This is a genomic window from Acidovorax cavernicola (assembly GCF_003581445.1).
In genome coordinates this window covers 13,895-39,672 of record NZ_QXMN01000050.1, presented here as the reverse complement: position 1 = coordinate 39,672, position 25,778 = coordinate 13,895, and the positions used below count along the sequence as shown (strand labels likewise).

The 25,778-nt window shown below is 68.3% G+C and carries 25 protein-coding genes and 1 pseudogene; 3 read left to right on the top strand and 23 right to left on the bottom strand.

What is annotated here, in order from left to right; all coding sequences use genetic code 11:
- Nucleotides 1-10: 10 nt before the first annotated feature.
- Nucleotides 11-1,021 (top strand): TRAP transporter substrate-binding protein, encoded by a 1,011-nt coding sequence (locus D3H34_RS27120; protein ID WP_119557549.1) that lies wholly within the window; start codon nt 11-13, stop codon nt 1,019-1,021.
- Between the two features lie 83 nt (nt 1,022-1,104).
- Nucleotides 1,105-2,304: a mandelate racemase/muconate lactonizing enzyme family protein gene (locus D3H34_RS27115; protein ID WP_119557547.1), complete on the top strand. Its 1,200-nt coding sequence runs from the start codon at nt 1,105-1,107 to the stop codon at nt 2,302-2,304.
- A gap of 6 nt (nt 2,305-2,310) precedes the next feature.
- Here the strand turns inward: D3H34_RS27115 and D3H34_RS27110 are convergent, their stop codons facing one another.
- Entirely contained in the window at nt 2,311-3,369 is a 1,059-nt protein-coding gene (locus D3H34_RS27110) for an endonuclease/exonuclease/phosphatase family protein (RefSeq protein ID WP_119557574.1), read from the bottom strand.
- Between the two features lie 123 nt (nt 3,370-3,492).
- Nucleotides 3,493-5,277, bottom strand: a complete 1,785-nt coding sequence (locus tag D3H34_RS27105) for a DEAD/DEAH box helicase (protein WP_119557545.1) — start codon at nt 5,275-5,277, stop codon at nt 3,493-3,495.
- Nucleotides 5,278-5,567: 290 nt separating this feature from the next.
- Between D3H34_RS27105 and ettA the strand changes: the two genes are divergently transcribed.
- A complete protein-coding gene (ettA, locus tag D3H34_RS27100; protein WP_119557543.1) occupies nt 5,568-7,229 on the top strand; it encodes an energy-dependent translational throttle protein EttA in 1,662 nt (553 codons plus the stop codon).
- A gap of 67 nt (nt 7,230-7,296) precedes the next feature.
- On the opposite strand, the pseudogene pabB reads toward ettA, so the two are convergent.
- The 21 genes and pseudogenes from pabB to D3H34_RS26995 form a co-directional block, all read right to left on the bottom strand.
- Nucleotides 7,297-9,053, bottom strand: a pseudogene (gene pabB / locus D3H34_RS34755) (aminodeoxychorismate synthase component I).
- A 22-nt stretch (nt 9,054-9,075) separates the two neighbouring features.
- Nucleotides 9,076-10,476, bottom strand: coding sequence for a TAXI family TRAP transporter solute-binding subunit (locus D3H34_RS27090; RefSeq protein ID WP_119557541.1), 1,401 nt, complete (start codon nt 10,474-10,476; stop codon nt 9,076-9,078).
- 26 nt (nt 10,477-10,502) lie between these two features.
- A complete protein-coding gene (locus D3H34_RS27085) occupies nt 10,503-11,540 on the bottom strand; it encodes a P1 family peptidase (RefSeq protein ID WP_119557539.1) in 1,038 nt (345 codons plus the stop codon).
- Nucleotides 11,541-11,625: 85 nt separating this feature from the next.
- Complete coding sequence (locus D3H34_RS27080) at nt 11,626-12,609, bottom strand: acetyl-CoA carboxylase carboxyltransferase subunit alpha (RefSeq protein ID WP_119557537.1); 984 nt, start codon at nt 12,607-12,609, stop codon at nt 11,626-11,628.
- A gap of 69 nt (nt 12,610-12,678) precedes the next feature.
- On the bottom strand, nt 12,679-12,969 hold the full coding sequence (locus D3H34_RS27075) for a copper-binding protein (RefSeq protein WP_119557573.1): 291 nt from the start codon (nt 12,967-12,969) through the stop codon (nt 12,679-12,681).
- A 38-nt stretch (nt 12,970-13,007) separates the two neighbouring features.
- On the bottom strand, nt 13,008-13,466 hold the full coding sequence (locus tag D3H34_RS27070; RefSeq protein ID WP_119557535.1) for a DUF411 domain-containing protein: 459 nt from the start codon (nt 13,464-13,466) through the stop codon (nt 13,008-13,010).
- Between the two features lie 21 nt (nt 13,467-13,487).
- Nucleotides 13,488-14,006: a cupredoxin domain-containing protein gene (locus tag D3H34_RS27065; RefSeq protein WP_119557571.1), complete on the bottom strand. Its 519-nt coding sequence runs from the start codon at nt 14,004-14,006 to the stop codon at nt 13,488-13,490.
- Nucleotides 14,007-14,040: 34 nt separating this feature from the next.
- Entirely contained in the window at nt 14,041-15,429 is a 1,389-nt protein-coding gene (locus D3H34_RS27060) for a multicopper oxidase family protein (RefSeq protein ID WP_119557569.1), read from the bottom strand.
- A gap of 7 nt (nt 15,430-15,436) precedes the next feature.
- Entirely contained in the window at nt 15,437-16,945 is a 1,509-nt protein-coding gene (locus D3H34_RS27055; RefSeq protein WP_119557533.1) for a TolC family protein, read from the bottom strand.
- 77 nt (nt 16,946-17,022) lie between these two features.
- Entirely contained in the window at nt 17,023-17,436 is a 414-nt protein-coding gene (locus D3H34_RS27050) for a hypothetical protein (RefSeq protein ID WP_119557531.1), read from the bottom strand.
- A 40-nt stretch (nt 17,437-17,476) separates the two neighbouring features.
- Entirely contained in the window at nt 17,477-17,752 is a 276-nt protein-coding gene (locus tag D3H34_RS27045) for a hypothetical protein (RefSeq protein WP_119557529.1), read from the bottom strand.
- Entirely contained in the window at nt 17,749-18,759 is a 1,011-nt protein-coding gene (locus D3H34_RS27040) for a glycerophosphodiester phosphodiesterase (RefSeq protein ID WP_119557527.1), read from the bottom strand. Before D3H34_RS27040 ends, D3H34_RS27045 begins: the two co-directional genes overlap by 4 nt.
- Nucleotides 18,756-19,337 carry a YceB family lipoprotein gene (locus D3H34_RS27035; protein WP_119557525.1) on the bottom strand — a complete coding sequence of 194 codons (582 nt, stop codon included), beginning with the start codon at nt 19,335-19,337 and terminating at the stop codon, nt 18,756-18,758. Before D3H34_RS27035 ends, D3H34_RS27040 begins: the two co-directional genes overlap by 4 nt.
- A gap of 70 nt (nt 19,338-19,407) precedes the next feature.
- Complete coding sequence (locus D3H34_RS27030; RefSeq protein ID WP_119557523.1) at nt 19,408-19,896, bottom strand: GNAT family N-acetyltransferase; 489 nt, start codon at nt 19,894-19,896, stop codon at nt 19,408-19,410.
- A 43-nt stretch (nt 19,897-19,939) separates the two neighbouring features.
- On the bottom strand, nt 19,940-20,401 hold the full coding sequence (locus D3H34_RS27025) for a P-loop nucleotide/nucleoside kinase family protein (protein ID WP_119557521.1): 462 nt from the start codon (nt 20,399-20,401) through the stop codon (nt 19,940-19,942).
- Between the two features lie 228 nt (nt 20,402-20,629).
- The gene (locus D3H34_RS27020; protein ID WP_119557519.1) at nt 20,630-21,418 is read right to left on the bottom strand and encodes an amino acid ABC transporter ATP-binding protein; all 789 of its coding nucleotides are present in this window, start codon (nt 21,416-21,418) and stop codon (nt 20,630-20,632) included.
- Nucleotides 21,402-22,055, bottom strand: a complete 654-nt coding sequence (locus D3H34_RS27015; protein ID WP_119557567.1) for an amino acid ABC transporter permease — start codon at nt 22,053-22,055, stop codon at nt 21,402-21,404. The genes D3H34_RS27020 and D3H34_RS27015 overlap by 17 nt, the downstream gene beginning before the upstream one ends.
- 18 nt (nt 22,056-22,073) lie before the next feature.
- Nucleotides 22,074-22,736: an amino acid ABC transporter permease gene (locus D3H34_RS27010; RefSeq protein ID WP_119557517.1), complete on the bottom strand. Its 663-nt coding sequence runs from the start codon at nt 22,734-22,736 to the stop codon at nt 22,074-22,076.
- Nucleotides 22,737-22,751: 15 nt separating this feature from the next.
- Nucleotides 22,752-23,549, bottom strand: coding sequence for a transporter substrate-binding domain-containing protein (locus D3H34_RS27005; RefSeq protein ID WP_119557516.1), 798 nt, complete (start codon nt 23,547-23,549; stop codon nt 22,752-22,754).
- Entirely contained in the window at nt 23,546-24,316 is a 771-nt protein-coding gene (locus D3H34_RS27000; RefSeq protein WP_119557514.1) for a GntR family transcriptional regulator, read from the bottom strand. The genes D3H34_RS27005 and D3H34_RS27000 overlap by 4 nt, the downstream gene beginning before the upstream one ends.
- Before the next feature lie 100 nt (nt 24,317-24,416).
- Complete coding sequence (locus D3H34_RS26995; RefSeq protein ID WP_119557512.1) at nt 24,417-25,763, bottom strand: MFS transporter; 1,347 nt, start codon at nt 25,761-25,763, stop codon at nt 24,417-24,419.
- Between the last annotated feature and the right edge of the window lie 15 nt (nt 25,764-25,778).

Sequence of the window (25,778 nt, the reverse complement as noted above, 5' to 3'; positions counted from 1 at the left end):
GGAGACAAACATGTTGTTTCGCAGAACCCTGATGACGGCGGCCCTCGTGGCCGGCGGCCTGCTGGCCTCGACCGGCGCCCTCGCGCAATTCGCCGAACGCACGATCAAGTTCACCAACGGCGTGAACGAAGACCACCCCGTGGGCGTGGGCGTGAAGAAGATGCAGGAAGTGCTGGCGGCCAAGACCGGCGGCAAGATGAAGATCGCGGCCTTCTGGGGCGGTGCCGCGGGCGGCGACCTGCCAGCCACGCAGGCATTGCGCGCCGGCACGCAGGAAATGGTGTGCACGTCGAGCTCTCCGCTGGTGGGCATCGTGAAGGAACTCGGCGCCTTCGACCTGCCGTTCCTGTTCGCCAACGAGAAGGAAGCCGATGCCGTGCTCGACGGCCCCGCGGGCGAGTACTTCAACAAGAAGCTCGAAGCCGCCGGCCTGGTGAACCTGGCCTACTGGGAGAACGGTTTCCGCAATCTCACCAACAGCAAGAAGCCGGTGGCCAAGGCCGAGGACTTCGAGGGCGTGAAGCTGCGCGTGATGCAGAACAACATCTTCCTGGACTCGTTCAAGACCCTGGGCGCCAACGCCGTGCCCATGGCCTTCGGCGAGGTGTTCACCGCGCTGGAAACCCGCACCATCGACGGCCAGGAGAACCCCTTCGTGACCATCGAGACCTCCAAGTTCAGCGAGGTCCAGAAGTACCTGAGCGTGACGCGCCATGCCTACACGCCGTTCCTCGTGCTCTATAGCAAGAAGCTGTGGGACCAGCTCAACCCGCAGGAGCAGGCGGTGCTGCGCGAGGCCGCGAGGGAAGGCCAGAAGGTCCAGCGTGCGGCCAACCGCGCGCTGAACGAGAAGTCGCTCGCCAACCTACGCAAGACCATGACGGTGAACGAAGTCTCGGCGGCCGAGCAGAAGCGCATGCTGGAGAAGGTCAAGCCCGTGTACGACAAGAACGTGCCCAACATCGGCACGGAGGCCGTGGGCGTGGTGACCGATGCGCTGAAGAAGGTGCGCGGCGGCTGAGGCTTGCGAGCATGAGCTGACGATGTGCAAGAGCCGCGCGGCGCCAGCCGCTGCGGCTTTTTCTTTTTTGCGGAACCCCTTTCATGAAAATCACGCAAGTCGAAACCATCCGCCTGGGCGAGTTCCCCAACATCCTGTGGGTGCGCCTGCACACCGACGAAGGCCTGGTCGGCCTCGGCGAGACCTTCATGGGCGCGGAAGCGGTCGAGGCCTACCTGCACGAGTGGGTGGCGCTGAAGCTGCTGGGCACCGACCCGCTGCAGATCGAAGCGCGCAACCGCGACATCACGGGCTACCTCGGGTGGCGCGGATCGGGCGTGGAAACGCGCGGCAACTCGGCGGTGGACATCGCCCTGTGGGACCTGTTCGGCAAGGCCGCGAACATGCCGGTGCACACGGCGCTGGGCGGCAAGAGCCGCGATGCGATCCGCATCTACAACACCTGCGCCGGCTACCAGTACATCCGCAGCGCCACCAACCAGACCAGTTCGAACTGGGGCCTGGCCAACAACAACGGGCCGTACGAAGACCTGCAGGGCTTCCTGCACCATGCCGACGAGCTGGCCGAGTCGCTGCTGTCCGAAGGCATCACGGCGATGAAGATCTGGCCCTTCGACCCGGCGGCGGAGAAGAGCCACGGGCAGTACATCAGCAACGCCGATCTCGACACCGCGCTGGAGCCCTTTCGCAAGATCCGCAAGGCGGTGGGCGGCAAGATGGACATCATGGTCGAGTTCCACAGCCTGTGGCGCCTGCCGATGGCGCAGAAGATCGCACGCGCGCTCCGGGAGTTCGACACCTTCTGGCACGAAGACGCCATCCGCATGGACAGCCTCGACCTGCTCAAGCAGTACGCGAAGGACTGCCAGGCGCTCGTCTGCGCCAGCGAGACGCTGAGCTACAAGTGGGGCTTCAAGGATTACCTGCAGACCGGCGTGGCGGGTGTCGCGATGCTCGACCTGAGCTGGTGCGGCGGCCTGACCGAGGCGCGCAAGATCGCCGCGATGGCCGACGCCTGGCAACTGCCCGTGGCGCCGCACGACTGCACCGGGCCGGTGGTGTGGGCCGCGTCCACGCACCTGAGCCTGCATGCGCCCAATGCGCTCATCCAGGAGAGCGTGCGCGCCTTCTTCACCGGCTGGTACAAGGAACTCGTCACCGAATTGCCGAAGGTCGAGAACGGCATGATCAGCCTCAACGACAAGCCCGGCCTCGGGCTGGAGCTGCTGCCCGACCTGCACAAGCGCGCCGATGCGATCGTGCGGGTGTCGAAGGCCTCGTAGGTTTCGTCAGCGGTTGTTGTTGTCGTCGGTGCGCAGCCGCAGCAGGGCGCGCACGAAGCCGTGGTCCGAGCGCGAGCGGTCGCGCCCTTCGTGCAGGTGGTCGTTGAAGTAGTCGACGCGGCGCACGTCGCCCAGGCTGTGGCGACTCGTGGCGACGAATTCCTCGCTCACCAGGATCTGGTCGAGCACATCCGGAAAACCCTGGTGGATGTGCGAATAGGCCACGTCCTTCTTGAGCGCCGATTCGCCCTGCATCTCGTAGGCGTTGAACAGCGCCACGTCGCGCGCGGCCTTGTCGTAGGCCACTTCGGAGGTTGCGGCCACGAGCTGCGTGGTCACGCTGTGCGGGTTGTCGTTGAAGTCGCCCATCACCACCAGCGGCACGTTGGTGCCCTGCAGCAGGTCGATCACGATGCAACGCAAAGCCGCCGCCTCGGCGCCGCGCATCAGCAGCGAGCGCAGCGAGGCCATGGCGCCGATCTTGCGGTCGTCGCGGTCTTCGAGGTGGTTGCCTTGCGCGTCCTGCAGGAACTTGGGGCGCTTGGACTTCAGGTGCACCGTGAGCACATGCACCAGCTGGCCGTGCTTCATGCGCACGGTGACCAGCAGGGGCGGGCGCTCGAAGCGCGTGTGCGGGCCGATGCCCGGCACCTCGACGGCGAAGCCCGGGGGAAAGTCGACGAAGGACTGCACGCTGTCCACTTGCAGCCGCGTGACGATGCCGACGCGCGGCGTGCCTTGCGCGCCCGGCCGCCCGGGTGTGCCGGGCGGGCTGCCCGGCGGCGGGGCGTTCTCCGCGCCCGGCACCGAGACGAAGTCGTAGCGCAGCCCGCTGCGGCCGATGGCGGCCTTGAGCGCGGCCTCGTCCCACACCTCCTGCACGGCGAGCACGTCGGCGTTGAGCGCGTGGATGCGCTCACCGATCCAGTCGATCTTGCGTTCGTATTCGCGCTCGTTGTAGGCGTCCTGGTTGTCGTAGTACACGCGGTTCGGGTTCGCGAGGTTCAGCAGGTTGCAGGTCGCGACGAACAGGGTGGCGTAGTTGGGCGGGATGTAGGAGGGCATGGCGAGCGCATTGTGGCCTGAGAAGGTGCCATGCATGTGCATGGCAGGGCCTCGCCTGCTGTGTCGGCAGAAATGAAAAAGGGCACCGAGGTGCCCTTTGTTGAATCAGCGCGTCTGTGCGCTTCAGCGACCGAACGAGCGACCGCCGCCGCCACCGGAGCGGTTGCCACCGCCGCCGTAGCCGCCACCACCCGAGCGGCCACCGCCACCCGAACGGTTGCCGCCGTAACCGCCGCCGCCACCACCCGAACGGCCACCGCGACCGCGACCACCCATGTGGTCCACGCTCGTGCGCAACGGATCGGGTTGGCCCGCGCCGCCACCGCCGCCGACCGATTCGGCGCGCAGGTGCGCGACCTGGTTGGCCTGCGTCGGGCTGTGGCTGTTGCCGTGATGGCGCGGCTGGCGCTCCTCGAAAGGCGTGTGGTGATGGGGTTGCTGCGGTGCGCGCGGCTGGCCTTGCTGCGGGCCGCGGCCTTGTGCCGGACGACCTGCGCCCTGGCCACGCGGACCCTGGCCCTGACCTTGGCCACCACCGTTGGCATTGCGGCCTTGACCGCCGCCCTGGCCGCCACCACGGCGTTGACCGCCGCCGCCGTTGCCACCGCCGCCACCCTGGCTGGCCTTGTTCTCGCGGATGCGCGACATCATTTCGGTGCGTGCGGCCTTGGCGGCTGCCTGCATGACTTCGCGGCTCGGCGGACGACCGGCGCCGCCCCAGATCGTCTGGCGACCCATGGCGATCGGCTCGGCGCGTTCGCCTTCTTCAGGGCCGAAGCCCTCGACCTTCTGCACCGGAATCGTCTGCTTCGTGAAGCGTTCGATTTCCTGCATGAAGCCTTCTTCGTCCAGGCACACGAAGCTCACGGCCTCGCCGCTCGAACCGGCGCGGCCGGTGCGGCCGATGCGGTGTACGTAGTCTTCGCTGACGTTCGGGATCTCGTAGTTCACGACGTGCGGCAGCTCGTCGATGTCGATACCGCGGGCCGCGATGTCGGTGGCCACCAGGGCACGGATCTCGCCGCTCTTGAAGCCGGCCAGCGCCTGCGTGCGAGCGCTCTGGCTCTTGTTGCCGTGCAGCGCCATCGCCTCGATGCCGTTCTTGGTGAGGAATTCGGCCACGCTGTTGGCACCGAACTTGGTGCGCGTGAACACGAGCACCTGGCTCCACTTGTTCTCGTTGATGATGTGCGCGAGCAGCGCCTTCTTCTTGCCGCGGCCCACGGGGTGGATCACCTGCGTGATGCGCTGCACCGTGGTGTTGCGCGGCGTGACCTGGATGCTCTGCGGATTGCGCAGCAGCGAGCCGGCGAGGTCGCGGATCTCGTCGCTGAAGGTGGCCGAGAACAGCAGGCTCTGCTTTTCCTTGGGCACCAGGGCCAGGATCTTCTTCACGTCGTGGATGAAGCCCATGTCGAGCATGCGGTCGGCTTCGTCCAGGATGAGCATCTGGACCTGGGTCAGGTCGAGCATGCCCTGCTGTTGCAGGTCGAGCAGGCGGCCGGGGGTGGCCACGAGGATGTCGACACCCTTCTTGAGCTTGCTGATCTGCGGGTTCATGCCCACGCCGCCGAAGATCACGGTGGAGTCGAGCTGCAGGTACTTGCCGTAGGTGCGCACCGACTCTTCGACCTGTGCCGCGAGTTCGCGCGTGGGGGTCAGCACGAGGGCGCGCACGCCGGTGCCGCCGAACTTGTTGGTGGCGCTGCGGCTCATGCTGAGCTTGTGCAGCATCGGCAGGGTGAAGGCCGCGGTCTTGCCGGTGCCGGTCTGGGCGCCGCCCAGCAGGTCGTGGCCGTCGAGGACCACGGGAATGGCTTGCGCCTGGATGGGGGTGGGGGTGTCGTAGCCGTGCTCGTGCACAGCCTTCAAGATGGCGGGAGCCAGCTTCAGTTCGTCAAAATTCATTGTGGAAACAACAAGCGCCATACACGGCGCAGTGGCATCGGCCCGCCAGGCGTCGTTTGGGGTGACGCCGAGCCAGTCAAGGCAGATGAAGGTCAGGGGTGGGAGCCGGAAAACCTGTGAGAACAGGGGGTTTCTTCGTCCCCGGCAGAGAGCCGGTTTGCGGGCAACTGGACCCGGCAACGGGGTCTATTGTCGCATGAGTCGATAATCAGGGGTTTGCCGCGCCCGAACCCTGGTCCGGGCGCGCGCTCTTTTCCGGCAATCCCCGTACCCGAGGTAATCATTCAGAGATGGCTCAATACGTCTATTCGATGAACCGCGTCAGCAAGATCGTGCCGCCCAAGCGGCAGATCTTGAAAGACATTTCGCTGTCCTTCTTCCCCGGCGCCAAGATCGGCGTGCTCGGCCTGAACGGCTCGGGCAAGTCCACGCTGCTCAAGATCATGGCGGGCGTCGACAAGGAAATCGAGGGCGAAGCCCTGCCGATGCCCGGTCTGACGATCGGCTATCTGGAGCAGGAACCCAAGCTCAACCCCGAGCACACCGTGCGCGAATCCGTCGAGGAATCGATGGGCGCCGTGAACGCCGCCAAGAAGCGCCTGGAAGAGGTGTACGAGCTGTACGCCGCCGAAGACGCCGATTTCGACGCACTTGCTGCAGAGCAGGCCGAACTCGAAGCCATCATCGCCACCGCCGGCACCGATTCCGAGCACCAGCTCGAGATCGCCGCCGACGCACTGCGCCTGCCGCCGTGGGAGGCCAAGATCGGCCTGCTGTCGGGCGGTGAAAAGCGCCGCGTGGCGCTGTGCCGCCTGCTGCTGTCCAAGCCCGACATGCTGCTGCTCGACGAACCGACCAACCACCTGGACGCCGAATCGGTCGAGTGGCTCGAAGTGTTCCTGCAGCGCTTCCCGGGCACCGTGGTGGCCATCACCCACGATCGCTACTTCCTGGACAACGCCGCCGAGTGGATCCTGGAACTGGACCGCGGCCGCGGCATTCCATGGAAGGGCAACTACAGCACCTGGCTCGAGCAGAAGGGCGAACGCCTGGCGCAGGAGCAGAAGAGCGAAGAAGCCCACGCCAAGGCCCTGAAGAAGGAACTCGAGTGGTCGCGCCAGAACCCGAAGGCCCGCCAGGCGAAGAGCAAGTCGCGCCTGGCCCGCTTCGAGGAGCTGAGCGACGTCGAATACCAGAAGCGCAACGAAACGCAGGAAATCTTCATTCCTGTGGCGGAGCGCCTGGGCAGCCAGGTGTTCGAGTTCAAGAACGTCAGCAAGTCCTTCGGCGACCGCATGCTGATCGACAACCTGAGCTTCAACATCCCCGCGGGCGCCATCGTCGGCATCATCGGCCCGAACGGCGCCGGCAAGTCGACGCTGTTCAAGCTGCTGGCCGGCAAGGAGCAGCCGGATTCGGGCGAGGTCGTCATCGGCCAGACCGTGAAGATGGCCTTCGTCGACCAGACGCGCGATGCGCTGGGCGACGAGAAGACCGTCTGGGAAGACATCTCGGGCGGGCTGGACATCATCAATGTCGGCAAGTTCCAGATGGCCAGCCGCGCGTACGCGGGTCGCTTCAATTTCAACGGCTCCGACCAGCAGAAGAAGGTCGGCACGCTGTCGGGCGGTGAACGCGGCCGACTGCACCTGGCCAAGACCCTGATCGCGGGCGGCAACGTGCTGCTGCTGGACGAACCGTCGAACGACTTGGACGTCGAAACCCTGCGCGCGCTGGAAGACGCACTGCTCGAGTTCGCCGGCTCCGTGCTGGTCATCAGCCACGACCGCTGGTTCCTCGACCGCATCGCCACGCACATCCTCGCGGCCGAAGGCGACAGCCAGTGGACCTTCTTCGACGGCAACTACCAGGAGTACGAAGCCGACAAGAAAAAGCGCCTCGGCGAAGAAGGCGCCAAGCCGAAACGCATGCGCTACAAGGCACTCAAGTAAGGCTCAGGCGGCTTCGGCCGCTTCGATCAGAGCGCGCGGTTCCGCAAGGGGCCGCGCGCTTTGTCGTTCAGGGGGCGTTGTCGTCGACAAGGTCCGCGTCGAGCCAGCCGCGCAAACTGTTGACGAAGGCCAGTGCTTCGACGCGCGGCAGGTCGTCCACGCGCACGACGGCTTCGGTCAGTTGGCCTTCACGCAGCCGGCGGGCGCGCCCGATGCCGTCGAGCAGCCCGCAGCGCAGCGGCGGCGTGACCCAGTGGCCGTCGAGCCGCAGTGCGATGTTGCCGCGCGTGCATTCGGTGATCTCCCCGTCGCGGTTCCACAGCAGGGTGTCGAACACGCCGGGTGCGGTGGGCGCGAACGCCTCGTAGTGCGCGCGGCGCGTGGTCTTGAAGCGCGAGAACTCGCTGTCGGCCTCGTCGAAGGCGCGTGTGGCCAGCTGCAGACGCACGCGTGGCGGCGGGGCGTCCATGGCGAAGGCTTCGGCGCGCGGTTGCCCCTGCGCGTCGAGCAACAGGCGCACGCGCCATGCGCCCGTGGCGTGCGCCGCGCGCAGCTGGTCCAGGCAGTCCGCCACATGCGGCTGGTGCCAGGGGTAGCCGAAATGCATGGCCGCGCCGCGCATGCGCGCCAGGTGCGCGGGCGCATCGTGCAGCGTGCCGTCGGTCAGTGCCAGGGTTTCGAGCAGTTCGAAGGAGGTCATGGCCGCGACGATACAGCCGCGCCAAGAAAGGCGCGCTTGTGGCGCCACTCGTCCCATTCCGCATCGGCCTGCGCATCGGCGGTGATGCCGCTGCCGATGCCGCAGCGCGCGTCGCTGCCACGCAGCGTGACGGTGCGGATCGGCACGTTGAAGGTCGCGTGCCCGCCGGGCCGCACCACACCCACGGCGCCGCAGTACACGCCGCGCGCGGCGGGCTCCAGCGCGCGGATCATGCGCATGGCGCTCACCTTCGGCGCGCCCGTGATGGAGCCGCAGGGGAAGAGTGCCGCGAACAGGTCGGCCAGCGTCGTGCCCTCGCGCAGCTCGGCTTCCACATCGGAGGTCATCTGCCACACGGTGGGCAGTGCCTCGGTGTGGAACAGGCGCGGCACGCGCACCGAAAAAGGCCGGGCCACGCGCGAGAGGTCGTTGCGGATCAGGTCCACGATCATCACGTTCTCGGCGCGCTCCTTGGGCACGGTGCGCAGCCGCAGGGCATGGGCGTCGTCCTCGGCAGGCGTGGCGCCGCGCGGCGCGGTGCCCTTCATGGGGCGCACGAGGATGCGGTCGCCGTCGCGGTCGAAGAACAGCTCGGGCGACACCGACAGCACCTGTTCGTCGCCGGTGTCGATGAAGGCGCCGTAGCCGTTGGGCTGCGCCTGACGCAGCGCGTGGAACCAGGCCTGCGCGTTGCCGTCGTAGGTGGCGCGCAGCGGCGCCGTGTAGTTGAGCTGGTAGAGCTCGCCGTCGGCGATGGCGCGGTGGATCGCGGCCATATTCCGGTCGAAGGCTTCGCGCGACAGGTCCGTCGTCCACGCGACCGGGGGCATGGCTGGCACTGGGGCATCCGGCCACGGCAACGCTTCGTCATACACACCGAACCACGCCAGCGGCCCGTCCGGCGCATGCACGTCGAAGGCCGGATCGAAAGCCGCCGCGGCTTCATAGCGCAGATGGCCGACGCACCAGCGGCCTTCGCGGGCCAGCGCCTCGACGGCTTCCAGCACGGGGCGCACCTCGTGCGGCGCATGGGCGGCCAGCACGCGCACGGGCGCACCGAAGGCGGCGCGCAGCCGGGTCGCCCCGTCGGTGCGCGGGTCGGCGAAATCGATCAGCGTGGACAGCAAGCGCGCGCCCGGTCCCTTGTCAGTCGGCGGCGCGGGCCGGCGGCGCGACCGGCGGCACCGTTGTCGCGCTGGCTGCGCCGGCCGACCCCGCGAGCGCGCGCTTGCGCACCGCGTAGATGTTGTTGCGCAGCGCGTAGAGCTCGTCGGCATACGACAGCGGCACGGCCACCTTGTTGACCACGCGGTCGAGGTCGTCGAGTTCTTCCAGCAGCTTGTCGCGCTCGCCCTGGCTCAGGCGCGCGTTCACCTTGGCCTCGATGTCGCGCAGCCGCGCGTACCAGCGGAACACGCGGCGACGCACGCGGAACTGGTACAGCGGCGGAATCACGCGGCTCAGCGGCAGCATCAGCACCAGCATGCCGCCCAGCACCAGCCACATGCGCTCGACGAGGTTGCTGGCCCAGAAGGGCAGGTAGCGCTGCCAGAACGGCGGCGTGCCGTTGATCGCGCGGTCGCCCTCGGGGCTCACGGGCAGTTCGCTGGTGCGGGTGTTGGGGAAGTCGCGCGCGCGGTTGAACCAGCCGGCGTCGCTGTGCACGGTCTGCGCGGCCTGCGCGAACAGCTGGCGCAGGGCCGGATGGGTCTCGTCGCGCGAGAGCAGCGAGGTGGTGGCGGCGAGCAGCGACACGTCGTGCAGCGGCAGGTCTTTCGACAGATCGACCACGCCGCGCGGCAGCGTCACGGCCGAGAGGAAGGGGAAGCGCCGCGTGTAGGCCTCGGCCTGGCCGAAGTCCATCAGCTGGATGTCGTTGGCGCGCAGCAGGCGCTGCACCTGTGGCGACTGCGGCGCCGAGAACAGCACGATGGCGTCGAGCAGCCCGGCCTGCAGCGCCTCGGCGGCGGCGGCCTGTTCGAGGTTCGACAGCAGCAGGTCGTCGGGCCCGAGCCGGTTGGCCTTGAGCAGCCGCTCCATGATCTCGGGCAGGCCGCTGCCGGGCAGGTCGACGTTCACGCGCAGGCCGCGCAGCTGCGTGAGCGAGGTCAGCGTGCTGGTCTTGCGGTCGATCTTCTGTGCGGTGTCGGTGCGGTAGAAGAGCCAGATCGGCTCGAAGAACAGCGCGCCCAGCGAGCGCAGGCCGGCTTCTTCGTCGGCCACCGGATCGGCGCTGCCGCCGCGCACGAAGGCCACGTCGGCGTCGCCGCTGCGCAGCAGCTGCAGGTTCTCGGTCGAGCCCGAGGTGGCCTTCAGGTCGACGGTGATGCCGCTGTGCTTCAAGGCTTCGGCGTAGCGCTTGCCGAACTGCGCATAGGCGCTGCCCGTGGGGCCGGTGGCCAGCGTGACGTGCTTGGGCGGCTGCGGCTGCAGCCACCAGTAGGCGGCCACCAGCAGGCCGATGACGATGAACACGATCGGCCCGGCCGAGGCGATCAGGTCGCGGATCGACAGCAGGATCAGCTTCAGGGTGCGGGGAAAGGCCATGGCGTGCGTGCTCCTGGGCTGGCGCGTCAGCCGCGCGCGGGTGCGAGGTCGGCGGCCGCGGGGATGTGCAGTTCGCCCACGGTCACGGCGCGTGCGGCGCGCACCGCGCGCACGGTGGCGATGGCGGTGGCTTCGGCGGCCATGGTGCTCAGCACGGTTATGCCGGGGGCATCGCCTTCGAGCGGCACGCGGCCGGTGGCCAGCGCGAACAGCGTGTCGCCGTCGCTCATGGTGTGCACCGGGTTGATGGCGCGCGCCAGGCCGTCGTGCGCGACGGTGGCCAGGCGGTTGGCCTGCACCTTGGTCAGCACGGCGTCGGTGGCGATCACGCCGATGGTGGTGTTGGTGCCGGCCAAGAGCGGCTTGGGTAGTTCGCCGCGCAGCAGCGCGCGGCGGGTGTCGAGCAGGGCGGTGCCCTCCTCGGTGCGCGCGCCGGCCACGGGCAGCGCGGTGTCGGGGTCGATCACGTCGCCGAGCGAGTTGACCGCGATCAGTGCACCCACTGTCACGCCGCCGACGGTGACCGATGCGGTGCCGACGCCGCCCTTCATCGCGCGGTGCACGCCGAACAGCTTGCCCACCAGCGCGCCGGTGCCGGCTCCCACGTTGCCCTCGGCGGGCGCATCGGTCGAAGCAGCTTCACAGGCGGCATAGCCAGCGGCTGCATCGGGGCGGATGCGCGCGTCACCCATCGGCAGGTCGAACAGCACGGCGGCCGGCACGATGGGCAGGGTGCCGAAGCGCACGTCCATGCCGACGCCGCGTTCTTCGAGCCAGCGCATCGCACCTTCGGCGGCAGCCAGGCCCCAGGCGCTGCCGCCCGCGAGCATCACGGCGTGCACTTCCTGCACGAGGTTGCCGGGCGCGAGCAGGTCGGTCTCGCGCGTGCCGGGTGCGGCGCCGCGCACGTCGACACCGGCCACGGCGCCTTCGCGCGCGAGGATCACGGTGCAGCCGGTGGGGCGACGGGTGTCGGAGAAATGGCCGACTTCGATGCCGGCGACGTCGGTGATGGCACCGGCGTGAGAAGAGGGCGAAGAGGAGGAAGAAGACGCAGCGGACATGGCGGCCGATTATGAGACCGCGCCTCCGCGGGAGTCGCCCCGGCAGTTGCAAGCAGTAGTTTCTGTTGCCGCCGCCGATCCCCCGTCAGCGCCCGCCGGTGCCAGCCTTGACGTCCATGAAGCGCCCGTAGCTCTGCAGCTTTTCGTAGCGCTGGTCGAGCAATGCCTGGGGTTTCAGGTCGGACAGCTGCCGCAGCGCGTCGCCGAGTGCGCGCTTCAGCGAGGCCGCGGCCTGCTTCGGATCGCGGTGGGCGCCGCCGACCGGCTCGTTCACGATCTTGTCGATCAGGCCCAGCGCCTTCAGGCGCGGCGCGGTGATGCCCAGGGCTTCCGCCGCATCCTGCGCGCGTTCGCTGGTTTTCCAGAGGATCGACGCGCAGCCTTCGGGGCTGATTACCGAATACACGGCGTACTGCAGCATCAGCATCTGGTCGGCCACCGCGATGCCGAGCGCGCCGCCCGAGCCGCCTTCGCCGATCACTGTGGTGATGATCGGCACTTCGAGCTGCGCCATCTCGAGGATGTTGCGGCCGATGGCTTCGGACTGTCCGCGTTCCTCGGCGTCGATGCCGGGATAGGCGCCCATGGTGTCGACGAAGGTGAACACCGGCAGGCCGAATTTCTCGGCCGTCTTCATGAGGCGCAGCGCCTTGCGGTAGCCCTCGGGCTTGCACATGCCGTAGTTGCGAAGCACGCGCTCGCGGGTGTCGGCGCCGCGCTGGTGGCCCAGCACCATGCAGGGCGTGCCGTTGAGGCGGGCCAGGCCGCCGACCAGCGCCATGTCGTCGGCGTAGTGCCGGTCGCCATGCAGTTCGACGAAGTCCGTGAAGATGGCCTGGATGTAGTCGAGCGTGAGCGGCCGCTCGGGGTGCCGCGCGATCTTGAAGACCTGCCAGGGCGTGAGCTCGCCGTAGATGTCTCGGGTGAGCTGCTGGCCCTTCCGGTCGAGCTGATCGATCTCCTGCGAGAGGTCGACGGCGGAGCCTTCGTGCATGGATCGCAACGCTTCGATCCGGGATTCGAGTTCCGCAATGGGTTGCTCGAAGTCGAGATAGCTTCGTTTGGGCAAGTTCAGTTCCTGTGTCCGGCGTTGTCGTCGCCGCATTCTAGGGATGCGGCGACGGGCTCGCGACCGGACTCAGGTCGCCGGCTCGAGCGACAGCACGGTCAGCGCGCCATCGACCTTGTCGACCGTGAAGCGCACCTTGTCGCCGGCCTTCACCTTGGCGAGCAGGGCGGGGTCGCTCACGCGGAACACCATGGTCATGCCGGTCATCTCGAGGTTCGGGATGTCGCCGTGGCGCAGGGTGATTTTTTTCGCGTCGGTGTCGATCTTGCGGACCTCGCCGTCGACCTGGGGCAGTGCCGACTGGGCAAAGGCCGCAGCGGCGAGCACGAGAGTGAAAAGGGCAGTGAAGAGTTTTTTCATGGTCATGAGTCCTTCCTGATTTCCGAAGAGAGGGTGGATCAGCGATAGCTTTGGAAGACGCGCGTCGTGCCGTCGGCCAGCACCAGCAGCACGTCGTAGGGATCGCGCTGGTCGCCGTAGGCCGGGCCGTCCATGCCGGGCGAGCCGATGGGCATGCCGGGCACGGCGAGGCCGACGGCCTTGGGCTTTTCCTTCAAGAGGCGCTGCATCTCGCGCGCGGGCACATGGCCCTCGATGGCGTAGCCGCCGACGCGGCCGGTGTGGCACGAACCGAGCTTGGCGGGAATGCCCAGGCGCTCGCGCGCCGGGCCGTTGCCTTCGTCGTGCACGCGCGTGGCAAAGCCGTTCTTGTTGAGGTGCTTGACCCAGTCCTGGCAGCAGCCGCAGTTCGGGTCCTTCCAGATCTCGACCATGGGCGCGGCGGCTTGCGCGGCGAGCGGCACGGAAGCGGTGGTGGCCGTGGCGGCGGCGAGTTTCAAGAGGGTTCGTCGTTGCATGGTGGGTTTCCTTTCAGCGGGTCATCGTGCGGGAGCGGCAGCGGCCAGCACGCGCACGCGGCCGGCCATGCCGAGTTCGTAGTGGTCCTTCACGAGGCAGGCGAAGTCGAAGTCGCCGGCGCGGTTGAAGGTCCAGATCAGTTCACCGGTCTTGCCGGGCGACACGTGCGACATCCAGGGTTCGTCGTGCTCCATGCCGGGGTGCTTCTTCATCATCGCGGCGTGCTCTTCGATGACGGCCGTGGTGCCCAGCACGAGTTCGTGCAGGTCCTTGCCGCGGTTCTTCAGCCGCAGGCGGATGGTGTCGCCTTCGCGCACCTCGAGGACCGATGGCGTGAACGTCATGTCGTCGGCCATCGCGATATCGATGGTGCGCTTCACGGCGCTGGCCTTGCCGGCGATGCCCCAGGCCTTCTGCTCGGGCGCGAGCGTGACGGCGGCGGTGCCGGCCTTGGGCGTGTGGTTTTCGTGGGCTGTGGCAAGCGTGGTGGCGGCAGCAAGGGCGAAGCCGGCGACGAGGCCGGAGAAACGTGCGTTCATGATTTGGATCTCCAAGAAATCAGGGTGAAGACGATCAGTGGTTGTGGGCGCCATGGCCCGAGGGCTTGCGCACGGTGGCGCTGCCGCTGTCAGGGGCAGCGGGTGCTGCGCCGGTCTTGCGCGGGGCCACCGGCGCACCGGTGCCCGACACCTCGCGTGCGACCGTGCCGGCCGGGTGCTTGAACCAGCCCGGATCGCGGTAGTCGCCCGGCTTCTGGTCGCGCCGCACTTTCAGCAGCGTGAACATGCCGCCCATCTCGGCCGAACCGAAGGGGCCGGTGCCGGTCATCATGGGCACGGTGTTGTCGGGGATGGGCATTTCCATCTCGCCCATGTCGGCCATGCCCTTGTCGCCCATCACCATGTAGTCGGGCACGAGCTTCCTGATCTTCTCGGCCACGCCGGTGTGGTCCACGCCGATCATGGTGGGCACGTCGTGGCCCATCGGACCCATGGTGTGGTGCGCCTTGTGGCAGTGCAGCGCCCAGTCGCCTTCCTCGTCGGCGATGAACTCCATCTGCCGCATCTGGCCCACGGCCACATCCACCGTCACTTCGGGCCAGCGCGCGGTGCGTGGCACGGGGCCGCCGTCGGTGCCCGTCACCTCGAACTCGTGGCCGTGGATGTGGATCGGGTGGTTGGTCATCGTGAGGTTTCCCACGCGCATGCGCACGCGGTCTCCCTTGCGCACGTTGAGCGTGTCGATGGCCGGGAACACGCGGCTGTTGAAGCTCCAGATGTTGAAGTCGGTCATGGTGTTGACCTTGGGCGTGGCGCTGCCGGGCTCGATGTCGAAGCTGCCGAGCAAAAAGCAGAAGTCGCGGCCGACCTTCTCGATCAGCGGATGCTCGGCCTTCGGGTGCGTGACCCAGAATCCCATCATCCCCATCGCCATCTGCACCATCTCGTCGGCGTGCGGGTGGTACATGAAGGTGCCGGGGCGGCGCGCAGTGAATTCGTAGACGAAGGTCTTGCCCGGCGGGATGTGCGGCTGCGTGACGCCGCCCACGCCGTCCATGCCGTTGGGCAGGCGCTGGCCGTGCCAGTGCACGGTGGTGTGCTCGGGCAGCTTGTTGGTCACGAAGATGCGCACACGGTCGCCCTCGACCACCTCGATGGTCGGCCCGGGCGACTGGCCGTTGTAGCCCCACATGTTGACCTTGAAGCCGGGCGCCATCTCGCGCACGACGGGTTCGGCCACGAGGTGGAATTCCTTGACGCCGGCGTTCATGCGCCAGGGCAGGGTCCAGCCGTTGAGGGTGACGACGGGGTTGTAGGGCCGGCCGTTCGGCGGCATGAGCGGCGCGGCGGTGGCGGTCGATGCCTGCGTCACCGGCTCGGGCAGCGCGGCCATGCTCACGCGGCTCACGGTGGTGGCTGCGACGGCCGTGGCGGCGCCCGCGAAGAAGTTGCGGCGATTCATCGTCATCTCAATGGGCTCCAGGGGCGGGTGCGTCGGACGCCGCGGCCTGCGGCGCGGCCATGCCCCCGGGCGAGCTGCCGGTGAGCACGAGTTGCAGGTCGGTGTCGGCCAGCCAGAAATCGCGCTGGGCTTCCATGCCGGCGTTCACGGCGAGCGTGCTGGCACGCGTTTCGGCGAGCAGCTCCCACACGCTGGCGAGCATGCCGTTGTAGCGCAGCACCATCTCCTCGTTGACCTGCTTGCGCAGCGGCAGCACCTCGTCGCGGTAGCGGCGGGCGATGCCGTAGGCGGTGTTCCAGCCCTGCCAGGCTTCGCGCGCCTCGCTCGCGGCCAGCACGCCCACGTCGCGCACGCGCGCCGCCGACTGCAGGTACTGCGCCTCGGCGCGGCCGTTGCGGGCCTGGCCCCAGTCGAAGATCGGAATCGGCAGTTCGAGCTCGAAGCCGCGCGTGATCGATTTCGAGCGATCGGCGTCGTTCTCGAAGGTGGTGTTGCGCACCACGCCCAGCTCCATCGCGTTGATGACGCTGGTCGCGTGCGTCAGGCCGAGCGAGCCGGCCACCGCGGTGTTCTGCGCCTGCGCCGAGCGCACGTCGAGCCGGTCGCGCAGCGCCAGGGCCTGCACGTCGCCGAGTTCGGGCGCGGCCTTCGGCAGCGGCGGCAGGCGGTCGGGCAGGGTGTAGGCGGTGCGCGTGCCGCTCAGGCCCATCAGGCGCGTGAGCTGCTCGCGGCTGGCGACGGCCGCCTGTTCGGCGCGCGCGAGCTGCGCGCCCGCATCGGCCAGCAGCAGCTGTTCGCGCGTGCGTTGCAGCGCGCTCCAGTTGCCGACCTTGGCCATGCGGTGCGCCAGTTCGGCACCGGCTTCGGCCGCGTCCTTCGCATCGCGCAGGTAGGCCACGCTCTGCTGCGCCGCGACCGCGCGCACCCAGGCGCGGCGGGTGTCGGCGGCCAGCAGCAGCACGCTCTGCGCCGCCTGCAGCTTGGCCGCCTCGTGCCGCTGGCCGGCCCAGCGGGCCTGCCACGGCAGCGTGACCAGGCCCACCACGTTGAAGCTCAGCATGCGCTCAAACTCGCGTTCGCTGCCCTGCATCAGGCGGCTGAAAGACAGCACCGGGTTCGGCAGGCTCGCGGCCTGTACGCGGTCGGCGTCGCTCAGTTGCAGTGTGGCGAAGGCGTCCTGCACGCGCGGACCGTTGATGAGCGCGATGCGCACGGCGGCTTCGGCGTCCAGCGGCTTGGCCAAGAGCGTGTCGACGCTCTTCTGCGAGGCGTCGTCCGGCTTGCGCTGGGCCGTGGCGCCCGCCATCAGCGGGTTGCCGCCGACCAGCGTCTGCACATCGGCCGTGCCGCCGTCGGGCGACAGGCTGGCGCAGCCGGCGAGCACCAGCGCAGCGCCCAGCGCGGCGACGGTTTTCAGGAACGAGGAAGGAGTTCCGCGCCTGTCGACAGGGCGGGGCGGGCTATCTTTTCGATAGCGAGGGATGCCGGCATGCGGCCGGCGGGCAAGGGAATTCACGAACGATCTCCATGGGTAAGACAGCGAACGCGGCGAGCCGGCAAGGGCTCACTGCGGACGGACTACGGGCAGGGAGATCAGGAAATGGGCGGCTTCAGGCCCAGGACGGGCTCGGCGCTTGCAAAGCGGGCCGCGTGCGCGGCCGGCGGCGCCTGGGGCGCGGCATGCGGGGTGTCGACCAGCGGCATGCCGCCGAGCGCCATCGTGTGGCAGACCTGGCAGGCGACACAGGTGCCGCAGTTCGCGTGGTCGGCGCCATGGGGCTGTGAATTGGTGCCGCTGTCGTGCATGGCCGCCATGTCGTGGCCGGTGCCGGCACTCTCGGCCTCCATCGCCTCATGGCAATGCGACTCGGCGATGCCTGCCGCTGCAGTGGTCACCGCCTCGGCGGCGGGCAGCGAATGCCGCACCATCTCGACCGCCATGGCGTCGCCGAGCCAGCCGCGAATGGGCAGCAGGGCGATCATGAGGGCGAGCAGCAGGGTGCGCATGGTGGGTCGCGATGATAAACCGGGGCGATGCGTCAGGGCGTCAAGACACCAGCTGGCCACGGGCCTTGTCGACCCACACCTGCAGGTTGTCGAGCAGGTCCTTCTGACTGAAGGAGCAGCTTTCCTCGCTGAAGAGCGCGCTCGATTCGAGGCGGTCGAGCAGGTTCAGCAGCACCTCACCGTAGCGCGGCGGAAGGGCGCCGAGCAGTTCGGTGCTGGCGCGTGCGGCCGTGGAAAGCGTGGTGACCGAGCCGCCACCGCCTTGCAGCGCGGCGATGCCCGAGGCGATGGCGTCGAGTTGAATCACTGCGCTCATGACGCCGCCTTCGCCGGCGCCGGCAGTGCGAGTCCGCGTTCGCGCATCAGCTCGCGCAGCGTGTCGGGGTAGTCGGTGATGATGCCGTCCGCGCCCGCGTCCATGAGCCGCACCATGTCGGCGCGCTGATTCACGGTCCAGGGCACGACCTTCATGCCAAGCTTGTGCGCTTCGCGGATCGCGGGGGCGCCCAGGTCGGCATAGGCTGGCGACCAGATCACCGGTCCGGCCGGTGCGCCGGCCGCGGCCTTCACGAGCTGCGGCACCGAGGCGAAGCTGGCGGCATCGAGACCTGCGGTCCAGCGGCTGTCCTTCAGCGTGCGGGCCGTGGTGAGGTAGGCACGTGGCAGCTGGGGCGCGAGCTGGCCGACCAGCGCGAGCGTGCGCCAGTCGAAGCTCTGGATGGTCACGCGGTCGGACATCTTCGCCTTGTCGATCTCGGCCAGCAGCGCGCGCACCATCGGTTCGGGCGCGGCGGTCTCGTCGGGCTTGTTCGGATCGATCTTGGTCTCGATGTTGAAGTGCACCCGTGCCGCATCGGCGCCGCGCGACTGCACCTGCGCGAACAGCGCGGCCAGCGTGGGAATGCGCTCGCCGTCGCGCGGCTGTTGCAGCGCGAACTGCTTGCCGTAGCTGCTCGTGGGGTTCAGGCGGCCCACGTCGTAGGTCTGCAGCTGTGCCAGCGTGAGCGAGCGCACCGACGGACCGGTCTTGGCCGTGAGCCACGCACCGCGCGCGTCGCGCGTGTGGTCGGCGTTGAGCGCCGTGTCGTGCGAGATCACCACCGCGCCGTCGGCGGTGAGCCCGATGTCGAGCTCGAGTGTGGTCACGCCCAGGTCCATGGCATTGCCGAACGCGGCCAGCGTGTTTTCTGGCGCAAGGCCGCGTCCGCCGCGATGGGCCTGCAGGTCGAAGTGCTGCTTCACCGTGGGGGCGATGGCCGCGCAACCGACGCCGACGAGCGCGGCGGTAAACAGCAGAAGAGGAAGGAGCGCACGTTGTTTCATTTGAGTTGCACCTTGATGCCGTTGTCCTGCACCGTGATGTCGCCGATCTCGTAGGTCTTGCGTCCCACGGTGAGTTCGTCGGCCGTGAAGCTGCGCAGGATCTGCCCTTGCAGCAGTTCCTGTGCGACCACTGCGCCGACCTGTTGCAGGCGCTCGGCGTCGCGGCCTTCCACGCCCTGCAGCGTGAGCCGCTCGGCCTTCGGCTGGTCCAGCCGCAGCGCGCGCGCCGCCGCGTCGTAGCGCAGCGCGCTGCTGACCGACACCACGCCCTGCACCGGCGAGGCCGCCAGCAACGGGCTGGCGATGGTCAGCGTGGCCGTGATGGCCGCGCGGTTGGTGCGCCCGTCCAGGCCCAGCTGCGGGTCGCGCAGCCCGACCATGAAGATCTCGGCATAACGCTCGGCCACCGGAAAGCGCTTGGCGATCTGCGCCTGCAGCTCCTCGCGCGTGGCGGTGTACTCGTTGGTGAAGAAATTGAAGCCGGCCAGCGCCGCGAACGGCGCGGGCAGGGCGGCGGCGCCCAGCAGCGCGCGCAGCACCCGACGGCGGACATGGGAGGGCAGGATTCGGTCGGTCATGAAGCTTCCGAGCTTGCCACAGGCGCCCGGGTTCCCGCCAGCCGACGGGGCGCGCCCACATGTCGGACGATCAGCCGTCGACGCGCAGTTCGTAGCGCGCGAACAACCCGCCGCGCAGCTCGATGCAGCTGTGCAGCGTGAAGCCGACGCCTTCGTACAACGTGCGCAGGGCGGTGCGGTCGGCCACGCAGTCCAGCCGCAGCCAGGGACGCCCGAGCGCGCGGGCGTGCTCGCGTGCATGCGCCAGCAGCGCGCGCGACACGCCGCGGCCCGCCCAGGCGCGGCGCACGGCCAGCTTGTGGACGAACACCGAGCTGCCGGGCGCGGTCTCGGGCCAGAACGACGGGTCTTCCAGGTCGAGCCGCATCACGCCGGCCCAGTCGTCGTGTTCGCGGGCCACGACATAGCGGCCGGCATCGGTGTCGCGCTGGATGCGTTCGAGGCCGATGTCCACCGCGTTCCAGAGCGGACGGCCGCCCTCGGCGAGCCATTGCGCGGCTTCGTTCAGAACCGCCGCGACGGTGGGGGCTTCGGCGGAGAGGGCGAGTGCTATGTGCATGGGCGCGCAGCATACCGGCGCCGCATGCTGGCCGGGGTCGGCCTCAGACATGGCGGATGACGTGGAACCCTTCCTCGGCCGTGGGCGGCGCGAAGTGGCGGGTGATCAGCTCGAATTGGACGTCGGAGGTCTCGAAGGGATGCTCGCCCGACGCATTGCGCGCACGCAGCCGCGCCTTGCAGATGTCGTCGGGCACGTCGAGAAAATGCAGCTGGTGCGCCGCACCGGCTTTCTCGAAGAGGCCGCGCGCCCAGGCCCGGTGGCTCATGGTGTTGGCCGGAAAGTCGAGCACCACCGACACGCCGGCACCGAGCAGCGCGCAGACGTGGTCGCCCATCACCTGCTTGAGCCGGCCGGCCGCGCGCACGTAGTCGGGCAGTTCATGGATTTCATCGGGGTACAGCGCCGCGAGCCAGGTGTCCTCGCTGATCAGGACGGTGGCGGGCGCCTGCGCGAGTCGCCGGGTCAGCGTGGATTTGCCGGCGCCGATCTTGCCGCAGACCATGTGAAGCGTCGGGGCGGGTGTTGCTGTGGCTGTCAATGCATTTCTCCTGGGGGTCTGGCTTGGAAGATGAGCCCCAGGAAACGAAAAACCCGCCTCGTGGGGCGGGTCGCATGGCGTGAACTTGTGGAACCGCGCGCTAACCCACCATCTGGAAGATGGTGCGAATCATCGACGCGTTGTGCAGGCAGGCCATGGGCCGAGGATAGCCCAGCTTCGTGCGCTCCGTGTTCAGTCGTGCAGCGACGACAGGAACTGCTTCAGCTCAGCGGTCTGCGGATTGCCGAACAGCTCCGCCGGCGGACCCATCTCGTGCACGCGCCCCTGGTGCATGAAGATCACGCGGTCGCTGACCTTGCGCGCGAAGCTCATCTCGTGCGTGACCATCAGCAGCGTCATGCCTTCGTCGGCCAGCGACTCCACCACGCGCAGCACCTCGCCTACCAGTTCGGGGTCGAGTGCCGAGGTGATCTCGTCGCACAGCAGCACGGCCGGCTCCATCGCGAGCGCGCGGGCGATCGCCACGCGCTGCTGCTGGCCGCCCGACAGCTGCTCGGGCATGGCGTCGAACTTCTCGGCCAAGCCCACGCGTTCGAGCAGCTTGCGCGCCTGCGAGGCGGCTTCCACCTGCGAACGCTTCTTCACCAGCGTGGGCGCGAGCATCACGTTCTTGCCGACCGTGAGGTGCGGGAACAGGTTGAAGCCCTGGAAGATCATGCCCACGCGCTGGCGCAGCTCGCGCATGGCCATGGCGCTCTCGTGCAGCAGGGGCTTGCCGTCGACGGTGAGCGCGCCTTCCTGGAACACCTCCAGCCCGTTGATGCAGCGCAGGAGCGTGCTCTTGCCCGATCCGCTCTTACCGATGATGGCGATCACCTCGCCGCGCTTCACGTCCAGGTCGATGCCCTTGAGCACCTCGTTCGTGCCGTAGGACTTGCGCAGCGCCGTGATGCGCACGATGGGCGCGGCGAAGGTTGCGGTTTCGGGTTGGGGTTGGAGTTGTTCAAGCACGGCGGCCATGGGTCTTCCTCTCGAGGGTCTTGGCGTACAGGCTCACGGGGAAGCACAGCACGAAGTAAAGCAGGGCGACGCAGCTGAACACCACGAAGGGCTGGAAGGTGGCGTTCGAGATCATGCTGCCGGCCTTGGTGAGCTCGACAAAACCGATCACCGACGCCAGCGCCGTGCCCTTGATAACCTGCACCAGGAAGCCCACCGTCGGCGCGATGGCGATCCGCACGGCCTGCGGCAGGATCACGTGGCGCATCTGCTCGCCGAAGCTCAGTGCCAGGCTGCCCGAGGCTTCCCACTGGCCCTTCGGGATCGAGGCCACGCAGCCGCGCCAGATCTCGCAGAGGAAGGCGCTGGTGTACAGCGTGAGCGCCACGCTCGCGGCGGTCCAGGCCGACACGTCGATGCCGAACAGCGCGATGCCGAAGTAGGCGAGAAAGAGCTGCATCAGCAGCGGCGTGCCCTGGAACAGCTGCACGTACAGGCTGACCGCCCGATCCGCCGCCTTGCCGCCGCGCAGCCGCGCAAACAGCAGCAGCGCGCCCACGAGGCCGCCGCCGATGAAGGCGATGAGCGAGAGCACGACGGTCCAGCGCAGCGCCATCAGCAGGTTGCGCAGGATGTCCCACAAGGAAAAATCGACCATGGTGAAAGTGCCTTGCATTCAGCGGCCGAAAAAGAACTTCGGCCCCGCCCAGTTCAGCAGACGCCGCAGCGCCACCGACAAGGCCAGGTAGACCAGCGTGGCGACGATGAAGGCCTCGAACGCGCGGAAGTTGCGGCTTTGGATGAGGTTGGCCGCGTAGCTCAGCTCCTCGGTCGAGATCTGCCCGCATACCGCGGAGCCCAGCATCACGATGACGATCTGGCTCACCATCGCGGGCCACACCTTCTTGAGCGCGGGCGGCAGCACCACGCGCAGGAACACCTGGGCCTTGCTCAGCGCCAGGCTCACGGCCGCTTCGATCTGCCCCTTGGGCGTGGCCTCGATGCCGGCGCGGATGATCTCGGTCGAATACGCGCCCAGGTTCATCACCATCGCGATCACCGACGCGACCTCCGGCGAGAGCTTCACGCCCGCGGCCGGCAAGCCGAAGAAGATGAAGAACAGCTGCACGATGAAGGGCGTGTTGCGGATCAGCTCCACGTAGGTGCCCACGATGGCGCGCAGCCACGCAGGGCCATTGGCGCGCGCCCACGCACAGAAGGTGCCGACGGTCATGCCCAGCACGGTGCCGATGGCGGTGAGGCCGATGGTCCATGCCACACCGCGCAGCAGCAGCGGCCATTCCGACAGCACGGCACCGAAGTCGAATTCGATGTTCATGGCCGCTTCAGCTGATCAGACGGGGAGGTCGCCGGCGGCCTTGCCGAGCCACTTCTTCGACATGGCATCCAGCGTGCCGTCCTTCTTGGCGGCGGCGATGATCTCGTTGACCTTGGTCTTCAGCGCGGTCTCGCCCTTGGCGATGCCGACGAAGCAGGGGCTGTCTTTCAGCAGCAGCTTGAACTCGGCGTTCACCTTCGGGTTCTTGGCGAGCATGTCGCCGGCGACCGCCGCGCTGGTCGCGACGGTCTGCGTCTGGCCGGCCACGAAGGCGGCGATCGTCGCGTTGTTGTCCTCGAAGCGGCGGTAGTCGACGTTCGGCGGCGCCACCTTGTTCAGTTCCTGGTCTTCCATCGCACCGCGCGTCACCGCGACGGTCTTGCCCGCCATGTCGGCGAAGCTGGTGAGCTTCATGCCCTTGGCGGCATACACGGCCTGGAAGAAGGGCGCGTAGGCCGCGCTGAAGTCGATGACTTTCTCGCGCTCGACGTTCTTGCCGAGCGTGGAGATCACGAGGTCGGCCTTGCGGGTCTGCAGGTAGGGAATGCGGTTCGCGCTGGTCACGGGCACCAGCTCGACCTTCACGCCGAGCTTGGCGGCGATGAGCTCGGCCATTTCGACATCGAGGCCCTGCGGCTTCATGTTCCTGTCGACCGAGCCGTAGGGCGGGTAGTCGGTCGGCACGGCGATCTTGATCGTCCTGGCCTTGAGCACGTTGTCGAGCGCGTTCTGGGCCTGGGCGGCACCGGTCGCGGCCAGCAGAGCGGCGCCGGCGAGTGTGAGGGCCAGGCGGCGGGAAGCGGGGAAGGTCATAGCAGGGCTCCTAGGTAGGTCGATGAATCGGTGGCGTCGTCGGCGGGCGCGGCCTTGCGGCGGCGCTTCGGCGTGGGGGTGTTCGGGGTGCTGCTGTTGAGCGGCGCCAGCGCATCGCGCAGCTGCGCCAGCGGATCGGCGGGCGCCTGCACGCGCAGGGCCGACTGCACCGTGCCGATGTGCTCGGCCATGAGTGCCTCGGCGGCGGCGTGGTCGCCGCGCTCGAGAGCGGCGACGATCTGCACGTGGTCTTCGCACGACTGCACCGCGTCGTGCGTGGACTGGTAGAGCATGGCGATCAGCGTGGTGCGCGCCGTGTAGTCGCGCAACGTGTCGGCCAAGAGCGTGTTGCCCAGGCACTCGGCCAGGCACACATGGAAGTCGCCCAGCAGGAAGCTGCGGTTGCCGACGTCGCTCTCTTTCAGTGCGGCCTTTTCACGTTGCAGGTGCGCCTTCAATTGGCGCAGCGCACGCTTGTCGATCGTGGCGCCCGTGCTGCGGATCAGCCCCAGCTCGATCACGCGCCGCGCCTCGAAGGCTTCGCGCGCCTCGTCCTGCGAAGGCTCGATGACGAACCAGCCGCGCCGCGCGCTCACCGTGACGATGCCGCGCGCCGCCAGCCGTGTGAGCGCCTCCCGCACGATGGTGCGGCTGCAGTCGAACAGCATGGCTAGCTGCTGCTCGCCCAGGCGCGAACCCGGCGCGAGTTTTTGCGCCATCACCGCTTCGACGATGCGTGCACTGATTTCGGATGCGGAGATGGCCATGGTCCTGCATACCAGCAGCTTCTGTGCCAACTGGTATGCAAGCGATGTGCACCGAAATGGATCGCGACCCCGGTGCGGGGCCTCCCGGCGTGACGCGCGCTCAGCGCTTCGTGCGGCCCAGCGCGCTGGCCGGCAGCGCCACGAGCATGAGCAGGGCCGACAGCACCAGCGCGCCGCTCAGTACGTACAGGCTGGCGGTGAAGCCGCCCGTCATCGTCTTCAGCGCGCCGACCATCATCGGCGCCACCAGCCCCGCGCTGCCGCCGATGGTGCTGATGAGCGCAATGCCCGCCGCCGCCGCGCTCTTGGACATGAAGGTGCCGGGCACCGACCACAGCACGGTGAACGCGGCGGAGATGCCCATCGACGCCAGCGCCAGGCACAGCACGGCGGCGACGGCGTTGTGCATGAAGAGCGTGGTGAGCGCCAGCCCCGCCGCGCCCACCACCGCGCTCAGCGCGAAGTGCCAGCGGCGCTCCTTGCGCCGGTCGGAGTGGCGCCCCACGACAAGGTTGGCCGCGATGCCCGCCACCGCCGGAATGACCGCATAGAAACCGATCTGCAGCACGCTCAGCCCCATCGACTTCAGGATGGTCGGCTGCCAGAACGAGAGCGCGTAGATGCCCAGGATGATCAGGAACGACATGAACCCGATGAGCCACACCCGGCCGTCACGCATCGCCGCGCCGAAGGTGTGGCGCTCGGTGGCGCCGTTGGCGGCCTGGTCGTCGGCCAGCAGGCGCGCCACGCGCTGCTTTTCCGTCGCCGACAGCCAGGGCGCCTGCGCCGGGCTGTTCGACAGCCAGCGGAAGGCCACGATGCCAAGCAGCACGCTCGGCACGCCTTCGAGCAGGAACAGCCACTGCCAGCCGCGCAGCGACATCACGCCGTCGAGGTAGGTCATGGTGAGCCCGGCGATCGGCCCTGCCACGATGGGCGCGGCGCCGAAGGCCATGAAGAACAGGGCGGTAGCTTGCGCACGCCGGTGCGAGGGGAACCACAGCGTCAGGTAGAACAGCACGCCCGGCGCAAAGCCCGCCTCGAACACGCCGATGAGAAAGCGCAGCACATAGAACTGCGTGGGCGTGGTGGCGAACATCATGGCTGCCGACGCCAGCCCCCACAGACCCATGATGCGCAACAGGGTCGCGCGCACGCCGATCTTCGCGAGCATCAGGTTGCTCGGAATCTCGAACACCGCGTAGCCGATGAAGAAGATGCCCGCGCCCAGGCCGAACACCGCGTCGCTGAAACCCAGCTGCTCCTTCATCTGCAGCTGCGCGTAGCCGACGTTGGTGCGGTCGAGGTAGTTCAGCACATAGCAGACGCACAGCAGCGGCATCAGCCGCCAGGTGATCTTGCGAAAGAGGGCGGCGTCTTCGGCGGTGGTGGCCGGCGTGGGCATGCTTGCGCTTGCCCCGGCGCTATCGAGGGTGGCGGTGTTCATCGGGTGTCTCCTTCT